Consider the following 17603-nt stretch of genomic DNA (forward strand, 5'->3'; position numbering starts at 1 on the left):
TCTGCCGGGCCTTTTCAGAATATCCCAAAGCCTCAGTTCTGGAAGCCGTCCCAGAACTCCTTCACCTTGGCGAAGAAGCCGGCGCTTTCCGGGTTGTTCCCCGGCGTGGATGCCTGCTCGAACTCCTTGAGCAGTTCCTTCTGTTTCTTCGTCAGGTTCACCGGGGTCTCCACGGTGATCTGGATATAGAGATCGCCCGTCTCGCGGGAATTGACGACAGGCATGCCCTTTCCACGCAGGCGGAACTGACGCCCGGTCTGCGCGCCTTCCGGCACCTTCACCTTGACCTTCTTGCCGCCCAGCGTCGGCACTTCGATTTCGCCGCCGAGTGTCGCCGTCACCATCGCGATGGGCACCCGGCAGAAAAGATCGGCGCCGTCCCGTTCGAAGAGGCGATGCGGCTTGACCGAGAGGAAGATGTAAAGATCGCCCGCCGGGCCGCCCCGCATTCCGGCCTCGCCTTCGCCGGAAAGGCGAATGCGGGTGCCGTCCTCGACCCCCGCCGGAATATTGACGGAGAGCGTGCGCTCCTTCTCGACGCGGCCTGCGCCATGGCAATTGGTACAGGGCTTGTCGATCGTCTGGCCGCGGCCGTGACAGGTCGGGCAGGTCCTTTCGATCGTGAAGAAGCCTTGAGAGGCGCGGACCTTGCCATGCCCCTGACAGGTCGGGCAGGTAATCGGGCTCGATCCCGGCGCCGCGCCCGTACCGGTGCATACTTCGCATGCGACGGAGCCGGGAACGCGAACTTGCGCCTTCTTGCCCTCGAAGGCCTCCTCCAGGCTGATTTCCATATTGTAGCGGAGATCGTGGCCGCGCGTCTGGCCGCCATCGCCTCTCCGTCCGCCGCGGCCGCCTCGCCCGCCCATGAATTCGCCGAAGAGATCGTCGAATATGTCGGACATCGAGGCGCCGGCGCCGAAGCCGCCCATGCCGCCCGGCCCGCCGCGCGCACCCATGCCGCCATCGAAGGCAGCGTGGCCGAACTGGTCGTAGGCCGCGCGGCTCTGCTCGTCCTTCAGCGCGTCATAGGCTTCGTTGAGCTCCTTGAAGCGCTGCTCGGCTTCCTTGTCGCCCTGGTTCTGGTCGGGGTGATATTTCTTGGCGAGGCTGCGGTAAGCCTTTTTCAGCTCGTCCGCGCTCGCGTTGCGGCTCACCCCGAGCACGTCATAGAAATCGCGCTTCGACATCGGGTTTCACCGTATACGGATGAATACCCCGGACGCGCTTTCGCGCGCCCGGCCGGCATTCATGTCTGGATTAAAGGGCATCATGACGAGGCGCCGGTCAGGCGGACTTGTCCTGGTCTTTCTTGTCGTCGTCGACTTCCTCGAAGTCGGCATCGACGACATCGTCCCCGGACGCATCCGTGCCGCCAGCGGCCTCGCTTTCGGCTTCCGCCTGCGCGGACTTGTAGAGCGCCTCGCCCATCTTCATCGACGTCTGGGTGAGCGCTTCCATCTTCGCCTTGATGTCCTCGCTCGAACCTTCCTTCAACGCGGTCCGCAAGGCCTCAAGGGCCGCCTCGACATCCGCCTTCACGTCGCCGCCGATCTTGTCGGCATTTTCCTGAAGCGTCTTCTCGGTTGCGTTGGCGAGAGCTTCCGCGTGGTTTCGCGTCTCGACTTCCTCGCGCCGCTTCTTGTCTTCTTCGGCGTGCGCTTCTGCGTCCTTCACCATCTGCTCGATGTCGGCTTCGGAGAGCCCGCCCGAAGCCTCGATGCGGATGGTCTGCTCCTTGTTCGTCGCCTTGTCCTTCGCGGACACATTGACGATGCCGTTCGCGTCGATATCGAACGCAACCTCGATCTGCGGCACGCCGCGCGGTGCCGCCGGAATGCCGACAAGGTCGAACTGGCCGAGCAGCTTGTTGTCGGCCGCCATTTCGCGCTCGCCCTGGAAGACGCGGATCGTCACGGCGGACTGGTTGTCTTCCGCCGTCGAGAAGGTCTGCGCCTTCTTGGTCGGGATCGTCGTGTTGCGTTCGATGAGGCGTGTGAAGACGCCGCCCAGCGTTTCGATGCCGAGCGACAGCGGCGTCACGTCGAGCAGCAGCACGTCCTTCACGTCGCCCTGCAGCACGCCGGCCTGAATGGCGGCGCCCATGGCCACCACTTCGTCGGGGTTCACGCTCATGTTCGGCTCTTTGCCGAAGAACTGCTTCACCGCTTCGCGGATTTTCGGCATGCGCGACTGGCCGCCGACGAGAACGATCTCGTTGATCTGGCCGGCGGTCACGCCTGCATCCTTCAGCGCCGCCTTGCACGGGTCGATCGTCCGCTGGATGAGATCCGCCACCAGCGCCTCGAGTTTCGAGCGCGTGATCTTCATGGTGAGATGCTTCGGTCCCGAAGCATCCGCCGTGATGAAGGGCAGGTTCACTTCCGTCTGGCTGGCCGAGGAGAGTTCGATCTTCGCCTTTTCGGCGGCCTCCTTCAGCCGCTGCAGCGCCAGCTTGTCGCCGCGCAGGTCGATGCCGTTCTCTTTCTTGAACTCGTCGGCGAGATAATTGACGAGGCGCATGTCGAAATCTTCGCCGCCGAGGAACGTGTCGCCATTCGTCGACTTCACTTCGAAGACGCCGTCGCCGATCTCGAGGATCGAAACGTCGAAGGTGCCGCCGCCAAGGTCGTAGACGGCGATCAGCTCGCCTTCCTTCTTGTCGAGGCCATAGGCAAGCGCTGCCGCCGTCGGCTCGTTGATGATGCGGAGCACTTCAAGACCGGCAATCTTGCCGGCGTCTTTCGTTGCCTGGCGCTGCGCGTCGTTGAAATAGGCGGGAACGGTGATGACGGCCTTCTCGACCTTTTCGCCGAGATAGCTTTCCGCCGTCTCCTTCATCTTCTGCAGGATGAAGGCTGAAATCTGCGACGGCGAATATTTCTCGCCATGCGCTTCCACCCAGGCGTCGCCATTCGGCGCCTTGACGATGTCGTAGGGCACCATGCCCTTGTCCTTCTGGGTGGTGGGGTCGTCATAGGAGCGGCCGATAAGGCGCTTGATCGCGAAGAGCGTATTGGTCGGGTTGGTGACGGCCTGCCGTTTGGCGGATTGGCCGACAAGACGTTCGCCATCCTGCGTGAAGGCCACCATCGACGGGGTGGTGCGCATGCCTTCGGAATTCTCGATGACTTTGGCGCTCGATCCTTCCATCACCGCGACACACGAATTCGTCGTGCCGAGGTCGATACCGATTACTTTAGCCATAGCGTGTTGGTCCTCTTTCACTTGCGGCGGGCCGGGCGGGCCTCATGGCACCCGCTGGCCGGGACGCGCCTTGCATGCGCGGGCCCGGTCGCACCGGCCCCCAGAAGGGGTCCTTGCCGGAAGACATCTCCCGGTTCGGGGGTTGAAACGTTGCGCTGTATATAGGTTTGGGTTTTACGGCCCGCAAGCGTTGATGCGGCAATATGGCCACATGGATAGCGACTTTTGGGACTCAGGGACCTGGCCTGAACGCCAAAGCCCCGGGTCCTCAAATGGAACCCGGGGCCTTGTGAAAGAACGATTGTCCGAAAAGGCTAGAGCTGGTTGTCGGGATAAACCGCGTTCCACTCGCAGGGCTGGGCCTGCCAGTTCTTCTGCCGCAGCGTCGCCTGGACGATCTCCGGCCCGGTCATGTCCTCGCGCAGGTCGGAAGCATCGTCGGCGGCATCCTCGACGCCCGCCGTCGCCGCGAGGTTGAGCCACATCAGCGCGAGGGGCTTGTTCTCGCGCTGCGTCGTCAGCATCGCGGCCGCCTTGGCCGGTGCGTTCATACCGCGCACCAGGTCGCCGGAATAGATCCGGCCCAGCTCATAAAAGGCCTTCGGCTCGTTCTGCCGTGCCGCCTTGCAATACCATTCGGTGGCTTTCTGGTTGTTGAGAACGCCCGCGCTGCCCGCGATCGTGCAGCAATGGGCATCGCCCATCTTGAGCTGCGCGTTGACATCGCCGGCCGCCGCCGCATCTTCATTGCCCATGATGACGGCATTGTCCTTGGCCCGCGAGGCGCCCTGTATCGCGGCTGCCGCGCAGCCGGACAGCATCGACAAGGCCAGCGCCGCTGCCGTAAACCCTATTATCTTGTTCATGATCGTCCCCCTTGTCCGGGGCGGCCGCGCCGCCCGGTCCCGGTTTCACTCCGGAAATTAATATGACACACATAATGCCAAAACACGAGAGCCCTCTTGCCTCCAAACCGGTGGAAACGGGGTTCGACGGCATCGGGCTCTATCCGGGCTTTTTCGGTGAGACGGCTCAGAGGGCGCTTGTCGAGAGATTGCAGGCAGGTTTCGGCGCGGCGCCGCCCTACCGTCCGCGCATGCCGCGCACCGGCCGCCCCTGGTCGATCCTTCAGACGAATTTCGGCCAGCTCGGATGGGTCTCGCGCCCCGGCGGCTATGCCTATTCGCCGGTTAATGACGTTAGTAAAGCCCCTTGGCCGGCCATACCGGCGGCCCTACTCGCCCTTTGGGATGATTTGGCCGCCTATCCGGCGCCTCCGGAATGCTGCCTGGTCAATCTCTATGACGCCCCGAAGTCGCGCATGGGCCTTCATCGGGACGAGGACGAGGAGGCGCTCGATGCCCCTGTCCTGTCCCTATCGCTCGGCGACACCTGCATTTTCCGGGTCGGCGGATTCGCCCGTGGTGATAAATCGAAAAGCTTCAGACTCGCGAGCGGCGACGTGCTCGTGCTCGGCGGCGCCTCCCGGCTGCGCTATCACGGCGTGGACCGGGTGATTTCCGGCTCCTCCCGCCTCATCCCTGGCGGCGGCAGGATCAACCTGACATTGCGCCGGGTGACCAGACCCGCCTAGTAGGGATGGAACCCCGGCACCGGCGACACGCCGAAAAGCCAGAGATGCGCGTAAAACAAGGCGCCGAACACGATGAGTGCGGCGAGGATTCGCCACCAGCCAAGCTCGCCAAGCTTCAATTGATTGCGCCCGGCAAAGATCGCGGCAAAAGGCAGGTTCGACGTCCTGGCCGCGAAGGCGGTCCAGCTTTCGCCCATCCGCTTCCGTTTCTTGTCGTCGATGGAAAAGGTGCCGAGTATGGCCAGCAGCGCGAAGGTGCCGAAGAAGATGATCGACGCCTTGTCGCCATTAACGAGAATGTGCCAGAGCGCCCAGATCGCCGCGCCCCAGAGAAAGGGATGCCGGGTGATGCGGAGCATGCCTTTGACGGTATCGGGCTTGTCGGCCAGCGCGTCCGCCCCCACCGCCGTCGGGTTCGGCGTGGTGATGCCGACGACCACGAAAAAAGTGGCGACGAGAATGACCAGCGGCGAGAGATGCAGCGCCCAGAGCGGCGGCACCCAGTAGAGATGATTGGGCCCCGCCACCGCTTCATTGAAACTGTAGGCAAGCCAGGAGATGCCGGCGATGGAGGCGAGCGAGAAGAGAGCGAGCCAGGCCCGCTCCCCGATCGTCGCCACGATCCGGCCTCGCGCGCCCGAACCGGCGATGACGAGGTGAATGCCGAGAAAAAAAGCCGCCGCGGCCCATAACTGAAGCATGACCGTTCTCCTCCCTGTCCTCTATAACGGTGTTATAAGAGATGGGAAGGGAGGGGACAAGCGCAAGGCCGAATTTTCTCAGGCGATCGTATCCACCTTGCCGCCCTTTGCCGCGCCGTCATCGGCCTTGGCCACGCCCACCCTAGCCGCCCGCAGCAGCCGGTCGCCGATCATGTAACCGGCGCCGAGCACATGCACGACCGTCCCGGCGGGCTGATCGGTGCCCGGCACCTCGAACATCGCCTCATGCAGATTGGGGTCGAACCGCTCGCCCGGCTGCGGCGTGATCTCGCGGATGCCATGGCGCTCGAAAATCGTCACGAGCTGCCTGTCGGTCATCTCCACGCCTTCGATCATTGCCTTCACGCTCTCGGCCGCTTCCGCCCGCTCGTCTTCTTTCAGCGTGGCGATGGCGCGCCGCAGATTGTCGGACACTTCCAGCATATCGCGGGCGAAATTGGCCGCCGCATATCGCTGTGCATCCTGCTTCTCGCGTTCGGCGCGCTTGCGGTTATTTTCCATATCTGCCGCCGCGCGCAGAAGCCGGTTGCGCAGATCGCTGATCTCGGCCTCCAACGCCGCCACATCGGGCCCGGCCGCCGCCGCATCCTCCGCCTCGCCTTGCGCCGCAGGTTCGCTCGCAAGCGTTTCCGCCAGTTTTTCTTCGCGCTTCTGGAGGGATTCGGAGGTTTCAGCCTCTGGTTTCTTCTCGTCGCTCATCGTCTGTCCAGTTTTTGGGAAAACTCGGCTCTTGGCGTGTGGATGTGCGCGTCAGCGCCGCGCATGTCAACCCGCCCGCGCCGTCATGCCTCAGTTGATAAGCCGTCCCACCAGCTTTGCCGTGTAATCGACCATCGGGATCACGCGGGCATAATTGAGCCGTGTCGGGCCGATCACGCCGAGCACGCCGACCACGCGCTGCTGCGTGTCCATATAGGGGCTCACGATCAGCGAGGAGCCCGATAGTGAGAATAGCTTGTTCTCCGAGCCGATGAAAATGCGGACCCCGTCCGCCGCCTCAGCCAGCCCGAGCAGCTGCACGAGATCGCGCTTGTTCTCGAGTTCGTCGAACAGAAGCCGGATGCGTTCGAGGTCTTCGACCGCATGCACATCCTCCAGAAGCCGCGAGCGTCCCCGCACGATCAGCGACTTGCCCAGCGGATCATTGTTGGCGGCCGCCGAATTGGAACCCGACCAGGTGGCCAGCCCCGCTTCGATCACCTTGGCTGTGAGCTCGTTCAGCTCCGCCTTCTGCGTTTCCAGTTCGCGCGCCAGATGGGCCTTCGCCTCGTCCAGCGTCCGCCCGCGCAATTGCGCGTTGAGATAATTGGTCGCCTCGGCCAGCGCCGAAGGCGTCAGGCCCTTGGGGATTTCAATCACGCGATTTTCGACCGCGCCGCCTTCCGTCACGATCACCACGAGCGCCCGCTCCGCGTCGATCGGCACGAATTCGACGTGTTTGAGCGCCGCGTCATAGGTCGGCGCGACCACGAAACCAGCGCCATGGCTGAGGCCGGAGAGGAGTTTCGAGGCCTCGTCCAGCACATCCTCGATGCTCTTGTGGGAGCCCGAAACCTGCCGCTCGATCGCAATGCGCTCATCATCCGTGAGATCGCCGATTTCGAGCAACCCGTCCACGAACATGCGAAGGCCTGCCTCGGTCGGCATCCGGCCGGCGCTGGTATGCGGTGCGAAAATAAGCCCGAGCCCCTCCAGATCCGACATGACGTTGCGGATCGAGGCGGCGGAGAGCGACAATGGCAATTGCCGGGACAGGAACCGCGAGCCCACCGGCTCCCCCGTCTCCAGATAGGTTTCGACCACGCGCCGCAGGATCTCGCGCGAACGCTCGTTGAGATCCATTACGCCAACCATGCTCGCAACCCGCCTCCGCTTAAGCCTCTGAAACTCGGAAACAATTTAGTGCGCTTTGACCCGGCATCAAAGCCTTTCGAAGAAAATCGCGCCGCTTTACGCAGGCGCCCGCCCAAGGTAGTAAGGCGGCAATCGGAAAAGATCATCTTCAGAAGACAGAACTGGAACCTCTTATGCGCCCTTCCGGACGCCAGCCGCAGGAAATGCGGACCGTCAGCTTCGAGCCCGGCGTTGCCAAACATGCCGAAGGCTCCTGCCTCGTCCGCTTCGGCGACACCCATGTGCTGTGCACCGCCAGCCTTGAAGAGCGTGTCCCGCCCTTCCTGAAGGGCGGCGGCCAGGGCTGGGTCACGGCGGAATACGGCATGCTGCCGCGCTCCACCCATGAGCGCATGCGCCGCGAGGCCGCGCAAGGCAAGCAATCCGGCCGCACCCAGGAAATCCAGCGTCTCGTCGGCCGCTCGCTGCGCTCGGTGGTCGATCTGAAGGCGCTTGGCGAACGCCAGATCAGCGTCGATTGCGACGTCCTTCAGGCCGATGGCGGCACGCGCACCGCCTCGATCACCGGCGCCTGGGTCGCGCTTCATCAATGTATCGAATGGATGCGCGCCCGCTCGATGATTTCGGCGCCTGTCCTGAAGGATCATGTCGCGGCAATTTCCTGTGGCATCTACCAAGGCGTTCCCGTGGTCGATCTCGACTATGCGGAGGATTCGACCGCCGACACCGACGCGAATTTCGTCATCACCGGCAAGGGCGGCATCTGCGAGATCCAGGGCACGGCCGAAGGCGAACCCTTCAGCGACGAGGAGTTCCTGTCGCTGCTGGCGCTGGCGAAAACCTCCATCGCAGATCTCGTGCGGCGCCAGAAGGAAGCGGTATCGGCATGACCAGGCGTTTTGAAGGCGGCAAGCTCGTCGTTGCGAGCCACAATCCCGGCAAGGTCCGCGAGATTGCCGATCTTCTTGCGTCACTCAATGTCGAGATCCTCTCCGCCGCCGATCTCGGCCTTGCCGAACCGGACGAAACCGGTGAGACCTTCCGCGAGAATGCGGAACTGAAGGCGCTCGCCGCCGCGAAGACGGCGCAGCTTCCGGCTCTCTCCGATGACAGCGGCCTCTGCGTCGAGGCGCTCGGCGGCGCCCCCGGCATTTTCTCCGCGCGCTGGGCAGGACCGACGAAAGACTTCGCCTTCGCGATGGAAAAGCTCCGCCGCGGCATGCTTGAAACCGGCCCGGTCGACACATCCGCTTATTTCATCTGCGGCCTCGCGCTCGCATGGCCCGACGGCCATGTCGAATATTTCGAGGGCAGGGTGGATGGCGACCTCGTCTGGCCGCCGCGCGGCGAGAAGGGCTTCGGCTACGATCCCGTTTTCGTGCCGCATGGCTACGAAACAACTTTTGGCGAAATGGAACCGCAGGCGAAGCATGACATCTCGCACCGCGCCCACGCCTTCCGGCAACTTGTCGATGCCTGCTTCCGGAGCTGATGAACCGGGTTTCGGCGTCTATGTTCACTGGCCCTTCTGCCAGTCGAAATGTCCCTACTGCGATTTCAACAGCCATGTCGTCGCCAATGTCGATCAGGCGCGCTGGGCAAAGGCGCTGACGCGCGAACTTCAATATATGCGTGGCCTCACCGGCCCCCGCAGCGTCCGCTCGATCTTCTTCGGCGGCGGTACGCCGTCGCTGACGGAGCCGGCAACCGTCGAGGCGGTGCTGACGCAGATCGCCGCGCTCTGGACGGTGGAGCAGGGCGCCGAGATCACGCTCGAGGCAAACCCCACCAGCGTCGAGGCCGCGCGCTTTCGTGGCTATCGCAAGGCGGGCGTCAACCGTCTCTCGCTCGGCGTCCAGTCGCTTGATGACAGGGAGCTGAAATTTCTCGGCCGTCTCCACACGGCGGATGAAGCACTCCGCGCCATCGCACTTGCCCGCGAAACCTTCCCGCGCCTTTCCTTCGACCTCATCTATGCGCGCCCCGGCCAGACGAAGGAAAAATGGACGGCGGAACTTCGCGCCGCACTCGCTCATGCGGTGGACCATCTCTCGCTCTATCAACTCACCATCGAGGAAGAGACAGCCTTCGCGCGCCTCTACGAGAAAGGCGCCTTCAAACTGCCCGGCGAAGACGAGGCCGCCGAACTTTACGCCCTCACAGGCGAAATCGCGGCCGAAGCCGGATTATCCGCCTACGAAGTATCGAACTATGCCCGGCCCGGTGCCGAAGCCCGCCACAATCTCGTCTATTGGCGCTATGGCGACTATGCCGGTGTCGGGCCCGGCGCGCATGGCCGCATCTCGACGGAAGGAAAGCGCCTCGCCACGCGCACGCTTCGCATGCCCGGCGCATGGATCGAAAATGTCGAACGCGATGGACACGGCCTCGAAGCATCGGAGGAAATACCCGGCGCGGCGCAAGGCGACGAAATGATGCTGATGGGCCTGAGGCTGGAGGAAGGTGTATCGCTTGCGCGCTACGCCGCGCTCGCCGGGAAGGAAATTGCCGCCCCCCGCATCGGCAACCTGATCGCCGATGGCTTGTTGATGAGAAATGGCGACATCATCCGCACGACGCCGCAAGGCCGCCTCGTGCTCGACGCGCTGCTGGCGCGGCTTCTCGCCTAGAGGCCCTCGACATAATCCGGCTGCGCATCGGGTGCCGCCGCCTTGAAGGCGGGCAGGCTCCCGCAATGCGCGACGATCCGGTTGATCCGCGGATAGGGCTCAAGGTCGACCTTGAAGCGCACATAGTTCAGATGTTGCGGCACGAGAAAAATATCGGCGATGGTCGGCTTGTCGCCGAAGCAGAACGGCGTCTCCGGCCGCGATGCCAGGGTCTTTTCCAGCGCCGTGAAGCCGATTGTCCCCCAATGCGCATACCATTGCTGGCGCTTCGCGTCGTCGAGCCCCATCTCGCCGCCGAGATAGCGGTGTACGCCTGAATTGTTGAGCGCATGCATCTCCGCTGCGATGGCGGCAGCGAAGGCGCGCGCCTGCGCTCGCGTCAGTAGATCGGCCGGCATGATCGAGGGTTCGGGAAAGACCTCTTCCAGATATTCGATGATCGCGAGCGACTGCGTGAGTATCCGCGCGTCATGTTCGAGCGTGGGTACGAGACCCTGAGGATTGAGTTTCAGATAGGCGTCCGACTTCTGCTCGCCTGCGGGCCCGATATTCACCGAGACATATTCGTAGTCGAGCCCCTTGAGTGCGAGCGCGATCCGGACGCGGTGACCGGCCGAATTGCGAAAGAAATTATGTAGCCGGAGCGTCATCTAGAAAACCGGCGGCCGGAAGCTTGTCGGCGCCGGATCGATAACCACGGCACCCGTCGGCCGCATCTCGAGAACCGCAAGGCCGCGTTCCGTTCGTCCATCCGGCATGAAACGGAAAATCCCGTCGACGCCCGCGAAGCCGTCCGGATTGGTCAGCGCCTCCGGCGTGAAGCGGCTCTCTTCCGGCAGTGTCGAAAGCGCAATCGCGAGGCTCACCCCGTCATAGCCGAGGCTTGCGATGCGCGGCGGCGTCCCGCCATAGGCGCGGCGATAGCGCGTCAAAAACTGGTCATGGCCTTCCGGCGGCGGCGCGGGAAACCACGCACCGGCAAGCGGCGGCTCGCGGGCAAGCGAAGGGTCGTCCCAGAGCCCCGTGCCGAGAAATTTCACGTCGCGCGGATCGACATCGTAATAGGGAAGCAGCGGTGCCATGGATTTAAGCTGCGCGCCGCCCTCGGGCAGAAATACGGCCTGATAGTTCCCGCCGCCATAGGCGCCGGCAATCCGTTGCGCCGGCTCATACATGCCTTCCGGGCTCGCCGGATAGCTCGTGCTGGCGACGACCGTCCCCGCCCGCGCTGATACCGCGCGCTGAAAGGCGTCGCGCACCCGCTCGCCATAAGCGCCATAGGGATAGAGTGCCGCAAAACGCGTGATGCCCTGCAGCGTTGTATAATCCACGATCCGGTCGACATCCTGATCGAGCGGGAACGACAGCAGATGAACGCCATTGCCGCCGACCGAACTGTCGGAAGAGAACGCCACCACGGGCACTCTCACATCCCGGGCAAGCCGCGCTACCGCCGTCACTTCCTCGGCAAAGAGCGGCCCGAGTATGAGGTCCGCGCCGGCATCGAGCGCCTCCCGCGCCACGCGCTGTGCGCCGGCCGCCGTGCCGCCTGTAGCCTTCGGCATCAGCAATATGTTCGTCGCGTCGAACTCGAACAGTGCGAGTTGCGCGGCATTGTAGAGCGCGTTCGAAAGCGTCCGCACATCCTCGCGCGACGAATTGAACGGCAGCAGCAGGGCGACGCGCACCGGCCTCTCCCCGGCCATGTGGGCGGGCGTGTAGAACCTCGCAGGATCGCGGGAAAATGCCGGCGGCTGCGTCTGGGGCGGCGGTGCCACCTCCACCTTTGGGGGCGGCGTCACGACCGGCGGCGGCGTTTGCTGTTGTCCTGTCGAACAAGCCGCGAGCGCCAGCGAAATGCCGAGCGCGAAGAGCGCCTTCACGCCTGTCATAAGGCCGGAGCGGGCAGGGCGGACAGACTTTGTCACCGGATTCTTCCTGAGCAAGCAGCGAAACGAAACGAAATCGGAGGGTACTGTCCGGCCGGGTGCAAGTAAACCGCCCGCAAAGCCGTTGCCAAAACCGCTTGCCGGGGCCAAGGTCGCGCGCATGGAGAAAGAAGACGACAAGCGGCAAAAGCTCGCCCCGCGCCTCGCATCCGGCCTTTATGTCACCGCCACGCCCATCGGCAATGCAGGCGACATCAGCCTCCGCGCGCTCGATGTTCTCGGCCGCGCCGATCTCGTTCTCTGTGAGGATACCCGCGTGACCGCGAAGCTCTTCGCCATCCACGGTATCAAGGTAAAGACCGCGCCCTATCACGATCACAACGCCGCCGAGATGCGGCCCCGCGTGCTGAGGCGCCTCGAAGCGGGCGAGGCCGTCGCCCTGGTTTCCGATGCCGGCACGCCGCTCGTCTCCGATCCGGGCCTGAAGCTCGTGCAGGAGGCGGTGGCGGGCGGCCATGCCGTCACGGCGCTGCCCGGCGCTTCCTCCGTGCTGGCGGCCCTGACGTTGGCAGGCCTCCCAACCGACCGGTTTTTCTTTGCCGGCTTCCTGCCGGTGAAGCAGGAAGCGCGCCGAAAGGAACTGGCGGAACTCGCCGCCATCCCCTCCACCCTCGTCTTTCTGGAAAGCGCGAACCGCCTCGCCGCTTCCCTCGGCGACATGGCGGCGACGCTCGGCAATCGCGAAGCCGCTGTCGCCCGCGAACTGACGAAGCGCTTCGAGGAAGTGCGGCGCGGCTCCCTTGGCGAGCTTGCCGCGCATTATGAAGAGGCCGGCGCGCCGAAAGGTGAGGTCGTCGTCGTCGTCGGTCCGCCCGAAAAGCGCGCCGCGCTCTGCGCCCATGAGGTGGATGCAATGCTCGAAAACGCGCTCGCTCGCACCTCCCTCAAGGATGCCGTCGCCGAGATCGTTGCGATGACCGGGCTGCCGCGCCGCGAAATCTACGCCCGCGCGCTTGAACTCTCGGGTGCGAAGTGAAGCCGGCCCGGTTCGCGCCGCGTGCCGCCCGCAAGGGAAATCCCGCCACGGGCCTCGCCGCCTATCGTCTCGGCCTTCGCGCCGAAACGCTTGCCGTCCTTCTCCTTCGCCTCAAGGGATACCGCGTCGTCGCGCGCCGCCTGAAAACGCCGGCCGGTGAAATCGACCTGGTGGTCCGGCGCGGCCGTGCGCTTGCCGTGGTCGAGGTCAAGGCGCGCGGGGAGGGCGACGCGGCGGCGGAGGCGCTCCTCCCTCGCCAGCAGCGGCGGCTGGAGCGCGCCGCGGCGCATCTCCTTGGCCGTTATCCGCATTTCGCCGATCTCGATCTTCGTTTCGACGTCGTGCTCATTGTGCCGCGCCGCTGGCCGCGTCACCTCGCGGATGCGTGGCGGCCATAATCTTGCCGCAGGTGCCGCGTCATTCTCCGCCCGGGCGAAACCGGGAAAACGAGGTTCGGAAAATGCGGATGGCAGGGGTGGCTTTGCTGGCGGCGATGGCTTTGAGCGGCTGTGTGCCATTGATCGCGGGCGCGGGCGGCGCGGCGGCGGTCGGTGCATCGCAGGAGCGCGGTCTCGAACAGGCGGTCGACGACAACCAGATCGCCTTCGAAATCAACCGCAAGCTCCTGGCGAAGGACACCGCGCTTTATCGCGGCGTCTCGACGCAAGTGCAGAAAGGCCGCGTCCTCCTCACCGGCACGGTTCCAAAGCCGGAAGACCGCGTCGAGGTCACGCGCATCGTCTGGTCGATCGGCGGCGTCAAGGAAGTCATCAACGAACTCAATGTCGGCGAGCGCGGCGGCTTCAGCCAGTCCGTCAGCGACACGTCGATCTCGACCAAGCTGCGCACCCGCCTGCTCGGCGACAAGAATGTCAGCAGCATCAACTATTCGATCGAGACCGTGCGCGGCACGGTCTATCTGATGGGCACGGCTCTCAACCAGGCCGAACTCGACCGCGTTGTGGCGCATGCCCGCGATATCTCGGGCGTCCGCAACGTCGTCTCCTATGTCGAGGTAAAGAAGCCGGGGAACTAATCCGAAGCCCCGCATCCGCATCGCATATCGGGTCTTGCCGTATCCGTCTTTTCCGCGCCATGATCGCAGCCATGGGCAGCGAAGACGAAGAAACGGAACATGAATTGCGCGCGGCGGGAAATCTGCCCGACGCCGATCTCGACATAGCGCATCTCGCACTCATGCTCGCCCTTCGCGACCGTCCGGGCATTCCGCTCGCGCCCTATCGCGATCACCTCGCCGAATTGGTTGCCGTTGCGGGCGATGCCTTGCGCGACACGCCCTCGCTCCTGCCATGCAGCGTGGCGGCGGGCGCGCTGGCAGGCGTCCTTGCCGGCACCTATCGTTATCTGGGCGACACCGAAACCTATGACGATCCGCGCAATGCGAACATTGCCCACGTGATCGACCGCCGCAAGGGCCTGCCCGTCACGCTCGGCATTCTCTATCTCCACGTCGCCTCGAAGCTCGGCCTTGAGCTTGCGGGTCTCAATTTTCCTGGCCACTTTGTCTTGCGCCTGCGCTGTGCCGATGAAGCGCTGGTGATCGATCCCTTCAATGGCGGCCAGCCCCTTTCGGCGGCGGACCTGCTGGCACTTCTCCGCAGCGTCGAGGGGCCGCAAGCGCGCCTCACGCCGGAAGCCTGCGAGGCCGTCGGCACCCGCGATATTCTGCTTCGCCTCGAAAACAACATTCTCGGCCGCGCCATCCGCGCCAATGATTTCGCCCGCGCGCGCGACGTCGTGATGAGGATGATATGGCTCGCGCCGCAGCGTGCCGGGCTTCGCTTCGAGCTCGGCCGGCTGGAAGTCCATGCGGGCCATATGGGCGCCGCGGCGGATGCCTTCGCCACTTGTATCGACCTCGCCTCCGGCCTCGGCGAAAACCGCATCGCCGGCATGGCGGAGGAGGCGCTGCGCCGCCTCAAGTCGAAGCTCAATTAGCCGCCCGGCCGGTCATTTTTTGCTCGCAAACCCCGGCCCCTCCCCCCATCTTTGCGCACAGCGGCAAAAAGAGCCGGGTAACAGAGAATAAAAAGCATGAGCCTTTCCGTCGCCATCCAGATGGACCCGATCCACTCAATCAACATCAACGCGGATTCGACCTTCGCCCTGGGGCTCGAGGCGCAATCGCGCGGCCACACGCTCTTCTATTACGAGCCGAAGGACCTTTCGATGCGGGACGGGCGCGTCTATGCGCGCATGCGCCCGCTGACGCTGCGCCGCGAGGTCGGCAATCATTCCTCGCTTGGCAGCCTGGAAAAAATCTTCCTTGAGGATGTGGATGTGGTGCTGATGCGCCAGGACCCGCCCTTCGACATGAGCTACATCACCGCCACGCATCTTCTCGAGACCGTGCATCCGAAAACGCTGGTGGTGAACGATCCCGCCGAAGTCCGCAACGCGCCGGAAAAGCTTTTCGCCGTCCGCTTCAAGGGCCTCCTGCCGCCGACCCTCATCAGCCGCGACCCCGAGGAAATCCGCGCCTTCCGCCGCGAATTTTCCGACATCATCGTCAAGCCGCTTTTCGGCAATGGCGGCGTCGGCGTCTTCCGCATCCGCGATGGCGATGAGAACCTGAATTCGCTGCTGGAAATGTTCGGCCAGATGAACCGCGAGCCCGTCATCGTGCAGAAATACCTGCCGGAGGTTCGTCAAGGCGACAAGCGCATCATTCTGGTGGATGGAAAACCGGTCGGCGCCATAAACCGCGTTCCCGCCGAAGGCGAAGCGCGCTCCAACATGCATGTCGGCGGCCGCCCGGAAAAATGGTCGCTTACGAAGCGTGAAGAAGAAATCTGCGAGACGATCGGCCCGGAGCTCAAAGCCCGTGGACTGATCTTCGTGGGCATCGACGTCATCGGCGACTACCTGACCGAAATCAACGTCACCTCACCCACCGGCATTCAGGAGATCGACCGCTTCGACAGCGCCAATCTCGCCGGCCTCGTCTGGGATGCCATAGAGGCGCGGCGATAATTGGCGTGGCGCGGAGCCTCAGTCTTCCTCGACGGTCGTGGTCGTCGTCGTCACCGTCTGCGGCTGCTCGGTCGTGATGGTGCGCTGGGTCGTCGTCTCGGTGTCGCTGCCGCAACCGGCCAGAAGCGCCAGCATGCCGAAGGCGGCGAGAGGTGCGGCAAGAGGGTGGATGCGATTATTCATCGTGAAGCTCCTGTAATCGTCGGCGCCCGGCCCGGCAATCACAACGGCTTTCCCGCGTTCGGGTTCCCGCTTCACAAAGATACCTTCTTGCCGCCCCATTTGGCCGCCCGCGAGGGACGGCGCCCATTTGTGGCGGTGTGATTTAAAGGTAGATTGCGCATCGCGGGTTGAAGGAGGGGCAGGGATGAAAATGAACGGACGGAGATACGGCATTGCCGCCGCGCTCGCGGTTCTGTTGCTGGCCGCCCTCTGGACGCTGCGCCCCGGTCTCACCCCCGCCGAAGCGGAGCCGACGCCGGAAGAAATCGCCGCCCGCATCCACAAGAGCGCCATCGTCATCGACACCCATGTCGATATTCCCTCCTTCTTCGGCTCCGCCTTGTACGATCCCGGCCTCCGCAATGCCTATCCCGTCCAGGTCGATCTGCCGCGCATGCGCGAGGGCGGCCTCGATGCGGCGTTCTTCATCGTCTATGTCTCGCAGACAGAGCGCGGTGCCGTCGGCTATGCGGAAGCTGCGTCCGAAGCATTGGCGAAATTCGCCGCCATCCGCCGCATGACGGATATTCAGTACAAGGACGAGATCGGCCTTGCGCTCGACGCGGCGGATGTCCGGCGGCTTCATGGCGAGGGCAAGCGCATCGCGCTCATCGGCATCGAAAACGGCTACTCGGTGGCGAAAGAGCCCGCTCTTCTCGACTTCTATTATGACCTCGGCGCGCGCTATTTCGGCCTCGTCCATAATGGCCACAACGATCTTTCCGACAGCGCCCAGCCGCAGGAGAAATTCGCCGACAAGCCGAACGAGGAAGGTGGCGAGCATGACGGGTTGAGCGAACTCGGCCGCGCCATGGTCGCGCGCGCAAACGATCTCGGCCTCATGGTCGATGTCTCCCACGCGTCTCGTGCCGCCGCGCTCGACGCAATCGCCGCCTCCCGCGCACCCGTCATCGCATCTCATTCCTCCGTCCATGCCCTTCGCCCCCATCCGCGCAACATGACGGATGAGGAAATGCTGGCGCTGAAGGAAAAAGGCGGCGTCATCCAGATCGTCGCTTTCGACGAATATCTCCATGATGTGCCCGAGGAGAAAAAGGCCGCCCGGCGCGATCTCGCCGTCTCGCTTGGCCTCACAAGCCTCGATGCCTTCTTCTCGGCGGATGCCGAAACGAAATCGAAATTCGTCGCGGGCGTTGCCGAGCTCGACGCAAAATGGCCGCGCGCCACCGTCGCGACCCTTGCCGATCATATCGACTATGCGGTGAAGCTCATCGGCATCGACCATGTCGGCATCGCGTCGGATTTTCAGGGCGGCGGCGGCATCGAGGGCTGGTCCCATGCGGGCGAAACGGCGAATGTCACCATCGAACTGGTGCGGCGCGGCTATGACGAGGAGCAGATCGCAAAGCTCTGGGGCGGCAACCAGCTCCGCGTCATGGAAGCCGCCGAAAAGGCGCGGAAGGCCAAATAGCCGCAGCCGCCAGCGCCGCGCCC

At 64.0% G+C, this 17603-nt stretch carries 19 protein-coding genes; 10 read left to right on the forward strand and 9 right to left on the reverse strand.

The features are described 5' to 3' along the window. Positions 1 to 32: 32 nt before the first annotated feature. From dnaJ to PLAV_RS18135, 3 genes are all read right to left on the reverse strand, one after another. Entirely contained in the window at positions 33 to 1190 is a 1158-nt protein-coding gene (gene dnaJ / locus PLAV_RS18125) for a molecular chaperone DnaJ (RefSeq protein ID WP_012112431.1), read from the reverse strand. Positions 1191 to 1287: 97 nt separating this feature from the next. Next, positions 1288 to 3207, reverse strand: coding sequence for a molecular chaperone DnaK (gene dnaK / locus PLAV_RS18130; RefSeq protein ID WP_012112432.1), 1920 nt, complete (start codon positions 3205 to 3207; stop codon positions 1288 to 1290). 314 nt (positions 3208 to 3521) lie between these two features. Then, entirely contained in the window at positions 3522 to 4073 is a 552-nt protein-coding gene (locus tag PLAV_RS18135) for an SEL1-like repeat protein (protein WP_012112433.1), read from the reverse strand. 62 nt (positions 4074 to 4135) lie between these two features. On the opposite strand from PLAV_RS18135, the gene PLAV_RS18140 reads away from it, so the two are divergent. Next, a complete protein-coding gene (locus PLAV_RS18140) occupies positions 4136 to 4801 on the forward strand; it encodes an alpha-ketoglutarate-dependent dioxygenase AlkB (RefSeq protein ID WP_012112434.1) in 666 nt (221 codons plus the stop codon). Here the strand turns inward: PLAV_RS18140 and PLAV_RS18145 are convergent. From PLAV_RS18145 to hrcA, 3 genes are all read right to left on the reverse strand, one after another. Continuing rightward, positions 4798 to 5502 (reverse strand): NnrU family protein, encoded by a 705-nt coding sequence (locus tag PLAV_RS18145; protein ID WP_012112435.1) that lies wholly within the window; start codon positions 5500 to 5502, stop codon positions 4798 to 4800. The genes PLAV_RS18140 and PLAV_RS18145 overlap by 4 nt on opposite strands. Positions 5503 to 5580: 78 nt before the next feature. After that, positions 5581 to 6222: a nucleotide exchange factor GrpE gene (gene grpE / locus PLAV_RS18150; protein ID WP_012112436.1), complete on the reverse strand. Its 642-nt coding sequence runs from the start codon at positions 6220 to 6222 to the stop codon at positions 5581 to 5583. A 90-nt stretch (positions 6223 to 6312) separates the two neighbouring features. Next, on the reverse strand, positions 6313 to 7377 hold the full coding sequence (gene hrcA / locus PLAV_RS18155) for a heat-inducible transcriptional repressor HrcA (protein WP_012112437.1): 1065 nt from the start codon (positions 7375 to 7377) through the stop codon (positions 6313 to 6315). 173 nt (positions 7378 to 7550) lie between these two features. Here hrcA and rph point away from each other — a divergent pair, with 173 nt between their 5' ends. From rph to hemW, 3 genes are read left to right on the forward strand one after another with little or no spacing between them, the layout of a single operon-like run. Continuing rightward, positions 7551 to 8267 (forward strand): ribonuclease PH, encoded by a 717-nt coding sequence (gene rph, locus PLAV_RS18160; protein ID WP_012112438.1) that lies wholly within the window; start codon positions 7551 to 7553, stop codon positions 8265 to 8267. Next, the gene (gene rdgB / locus PLAV_RS18165) at positions 8258 to 8869 is read left to right on the forward strand and encodes an RdgB/HAM1 family non-canonical purine NTP pyrophosphatase (RefSeq protein ID WP_425357303.1); all 612 of its coding nucleotides are present in this window, start codon (positions 8258 to 8260) and stop codon (positions 8867 to 8869) included. The genes rph and rdgB overlap by 10 nt, the downstream gene beginning before the upstream one ends. Continuing rightward, a complete protein-coding gene (gene hemW / locus PLAV_RS18170) occupies positions 8850 to 10007 on the forward strand; it encodes a radical SAM family heme chaperone HemW (protein ID WP_012112440.1) in 1158 nt (385 codons plus the stop codon). Before rdgB ends, hemW begins: the two co-directional genes overlap by 20 nt. On the opposite strand, the gene maiA is transcribed toward hemW, so the two are convergent. Next, on the reverse strand, positions 10004 to 10657 hold the full coding sequence (gene maiA, locus PLAV_RS18175) for a maleylacetoacetate isomerase (RefSeq protein ID WP_012112441.1): 654 nt from the start codon (positions 10655 to 10657) through the stop codon (positions 10004 to 10006). The two genes, hemW and maiA, sit on opposite strands and share 4 nt — an antisense overlap. Beyond that, complete coding sequence (locus PLAV_RS18180; protein ID WP_049767832.1) at positions 10658 to 11935, reverse strand: penicillin-binding protein activator; 1278 nt, start codon at positions 11933 to 11935, stop codon at positions 10658 to 10660. It abuts the gene before it with no gap. 121 nt (positions 11936 to 12056) lie between these two features. Here PLAV_RS18180 and rsmI point away from each other — a divergent pair, with 121 nt between their 5' ends. The 5 genes from rsmI (at position 12057) to gshB (ending at position 15926) form a co-directional block, all read left to right on the forward strand. Then, on the forward strand, positions 12057 to 12932 hold the full coding sequence (gene rsmI, locus PLAV_RS18185) for a 16S rRNA (cytidine(1402)-2'-O)-methyltransferase (RefSeq protein WP_012112443.1): 876 nt from the start codon (positions 12057 to 12059) through the stop codon (positions 12930 to 12932). Then, positions 12929 to 13330: a YraN family protein gene (locus PLAV_RS18190; RefSeq protein ID WP_012112444.1), complete on the forward strand. Its 402-nt coding sequence runs from the start codon at positions 12929 to 12931 to the stop codon at positions 13328 to 13330. Before rsmI ends, PLAV_RS18190 begins: the two co-directional genes overlap by 4 nt. Positions 13331 to 13398: 68 nt before the next feature. Then, positions 13399 to 13968: a BON domain-containing protein gene (locus PLAV_RS18195; RefSeq protein WP_041536098.1), complete on the forward strand. Its 570-nt coding sequence runs from the start codon at positions 13399 to 13401 to the stop codon at positions 13966 to 13968. A gap of 71 nt (positions 13969 to 14039) precedes the next feature. After that, on the forward strand, positions 14040 to 14891 hold the full coding sequence (locus tag PLAV_RS18200) for a SirB1 family protein (RefSeq protein WP_041536893.1): 852 nt from the start codon (positions 14040 to 14042) through the stop codon (positions 14889 to 14891). A 96-nt stretch (positions 14892 to 14987) separates the two neighbouring features. Continuing rightward, the gene (gene gshB, locus PLAV_RS18205) at positions 14988 to 15926 is read left to right on the forward strand and encodes a glutathione synthase (RefSeq protein ID WP_012112447.1); all 939 of its coding nucleotides are present in this window, start codon (positions 14988 to 14990) and stop codon (positions 15924 to 15926) included. Positions 15927 to 15944: 18 nt separating this feature from the next. On the opposite strand, the gene PLAV_RS18210 is transcribed toward gshB, so the two are convergent. Next, positions 15945 to 16184, reverse strand: a complete 240-nt coding sequence (locus PLAV_RS18210; RefSeq protein WP_143710252.1) for a hypothetical protein — start codon at positions 16182 to 16184, stop codon at positions 15945 to 15947. 109 nt (positions 16185 to 16293) lie between these two features. Between PLAV_RS18210 and PLAV_RS18215 the strand changes: the two genes are divergently transcribed. Then, a complete protein-coding gene (locus PLAV_RS18215; protein WP_012112449.1) occupies positions 16294 to 17580 on the forward strand; it encodes a dipeptidase in 1287 nt (428 codons plus the stop codon). Positions 17581 to 17603 lie beyond the last annotated feature (23 nt).

Origin of the sequence: Parvibaculum lavamentivorans DS-1, from assembly GCF_000017565.1 — a bacterium.
In the GTDB taxonomy this organism is placed as follows: domain Bacteria; phylum Pseudomonadota; class Alphaproteobacteria; order Parvibaculales; family Parvibaculaceae; genus Parvibaculum; species Parvibaculum lavamentivorans.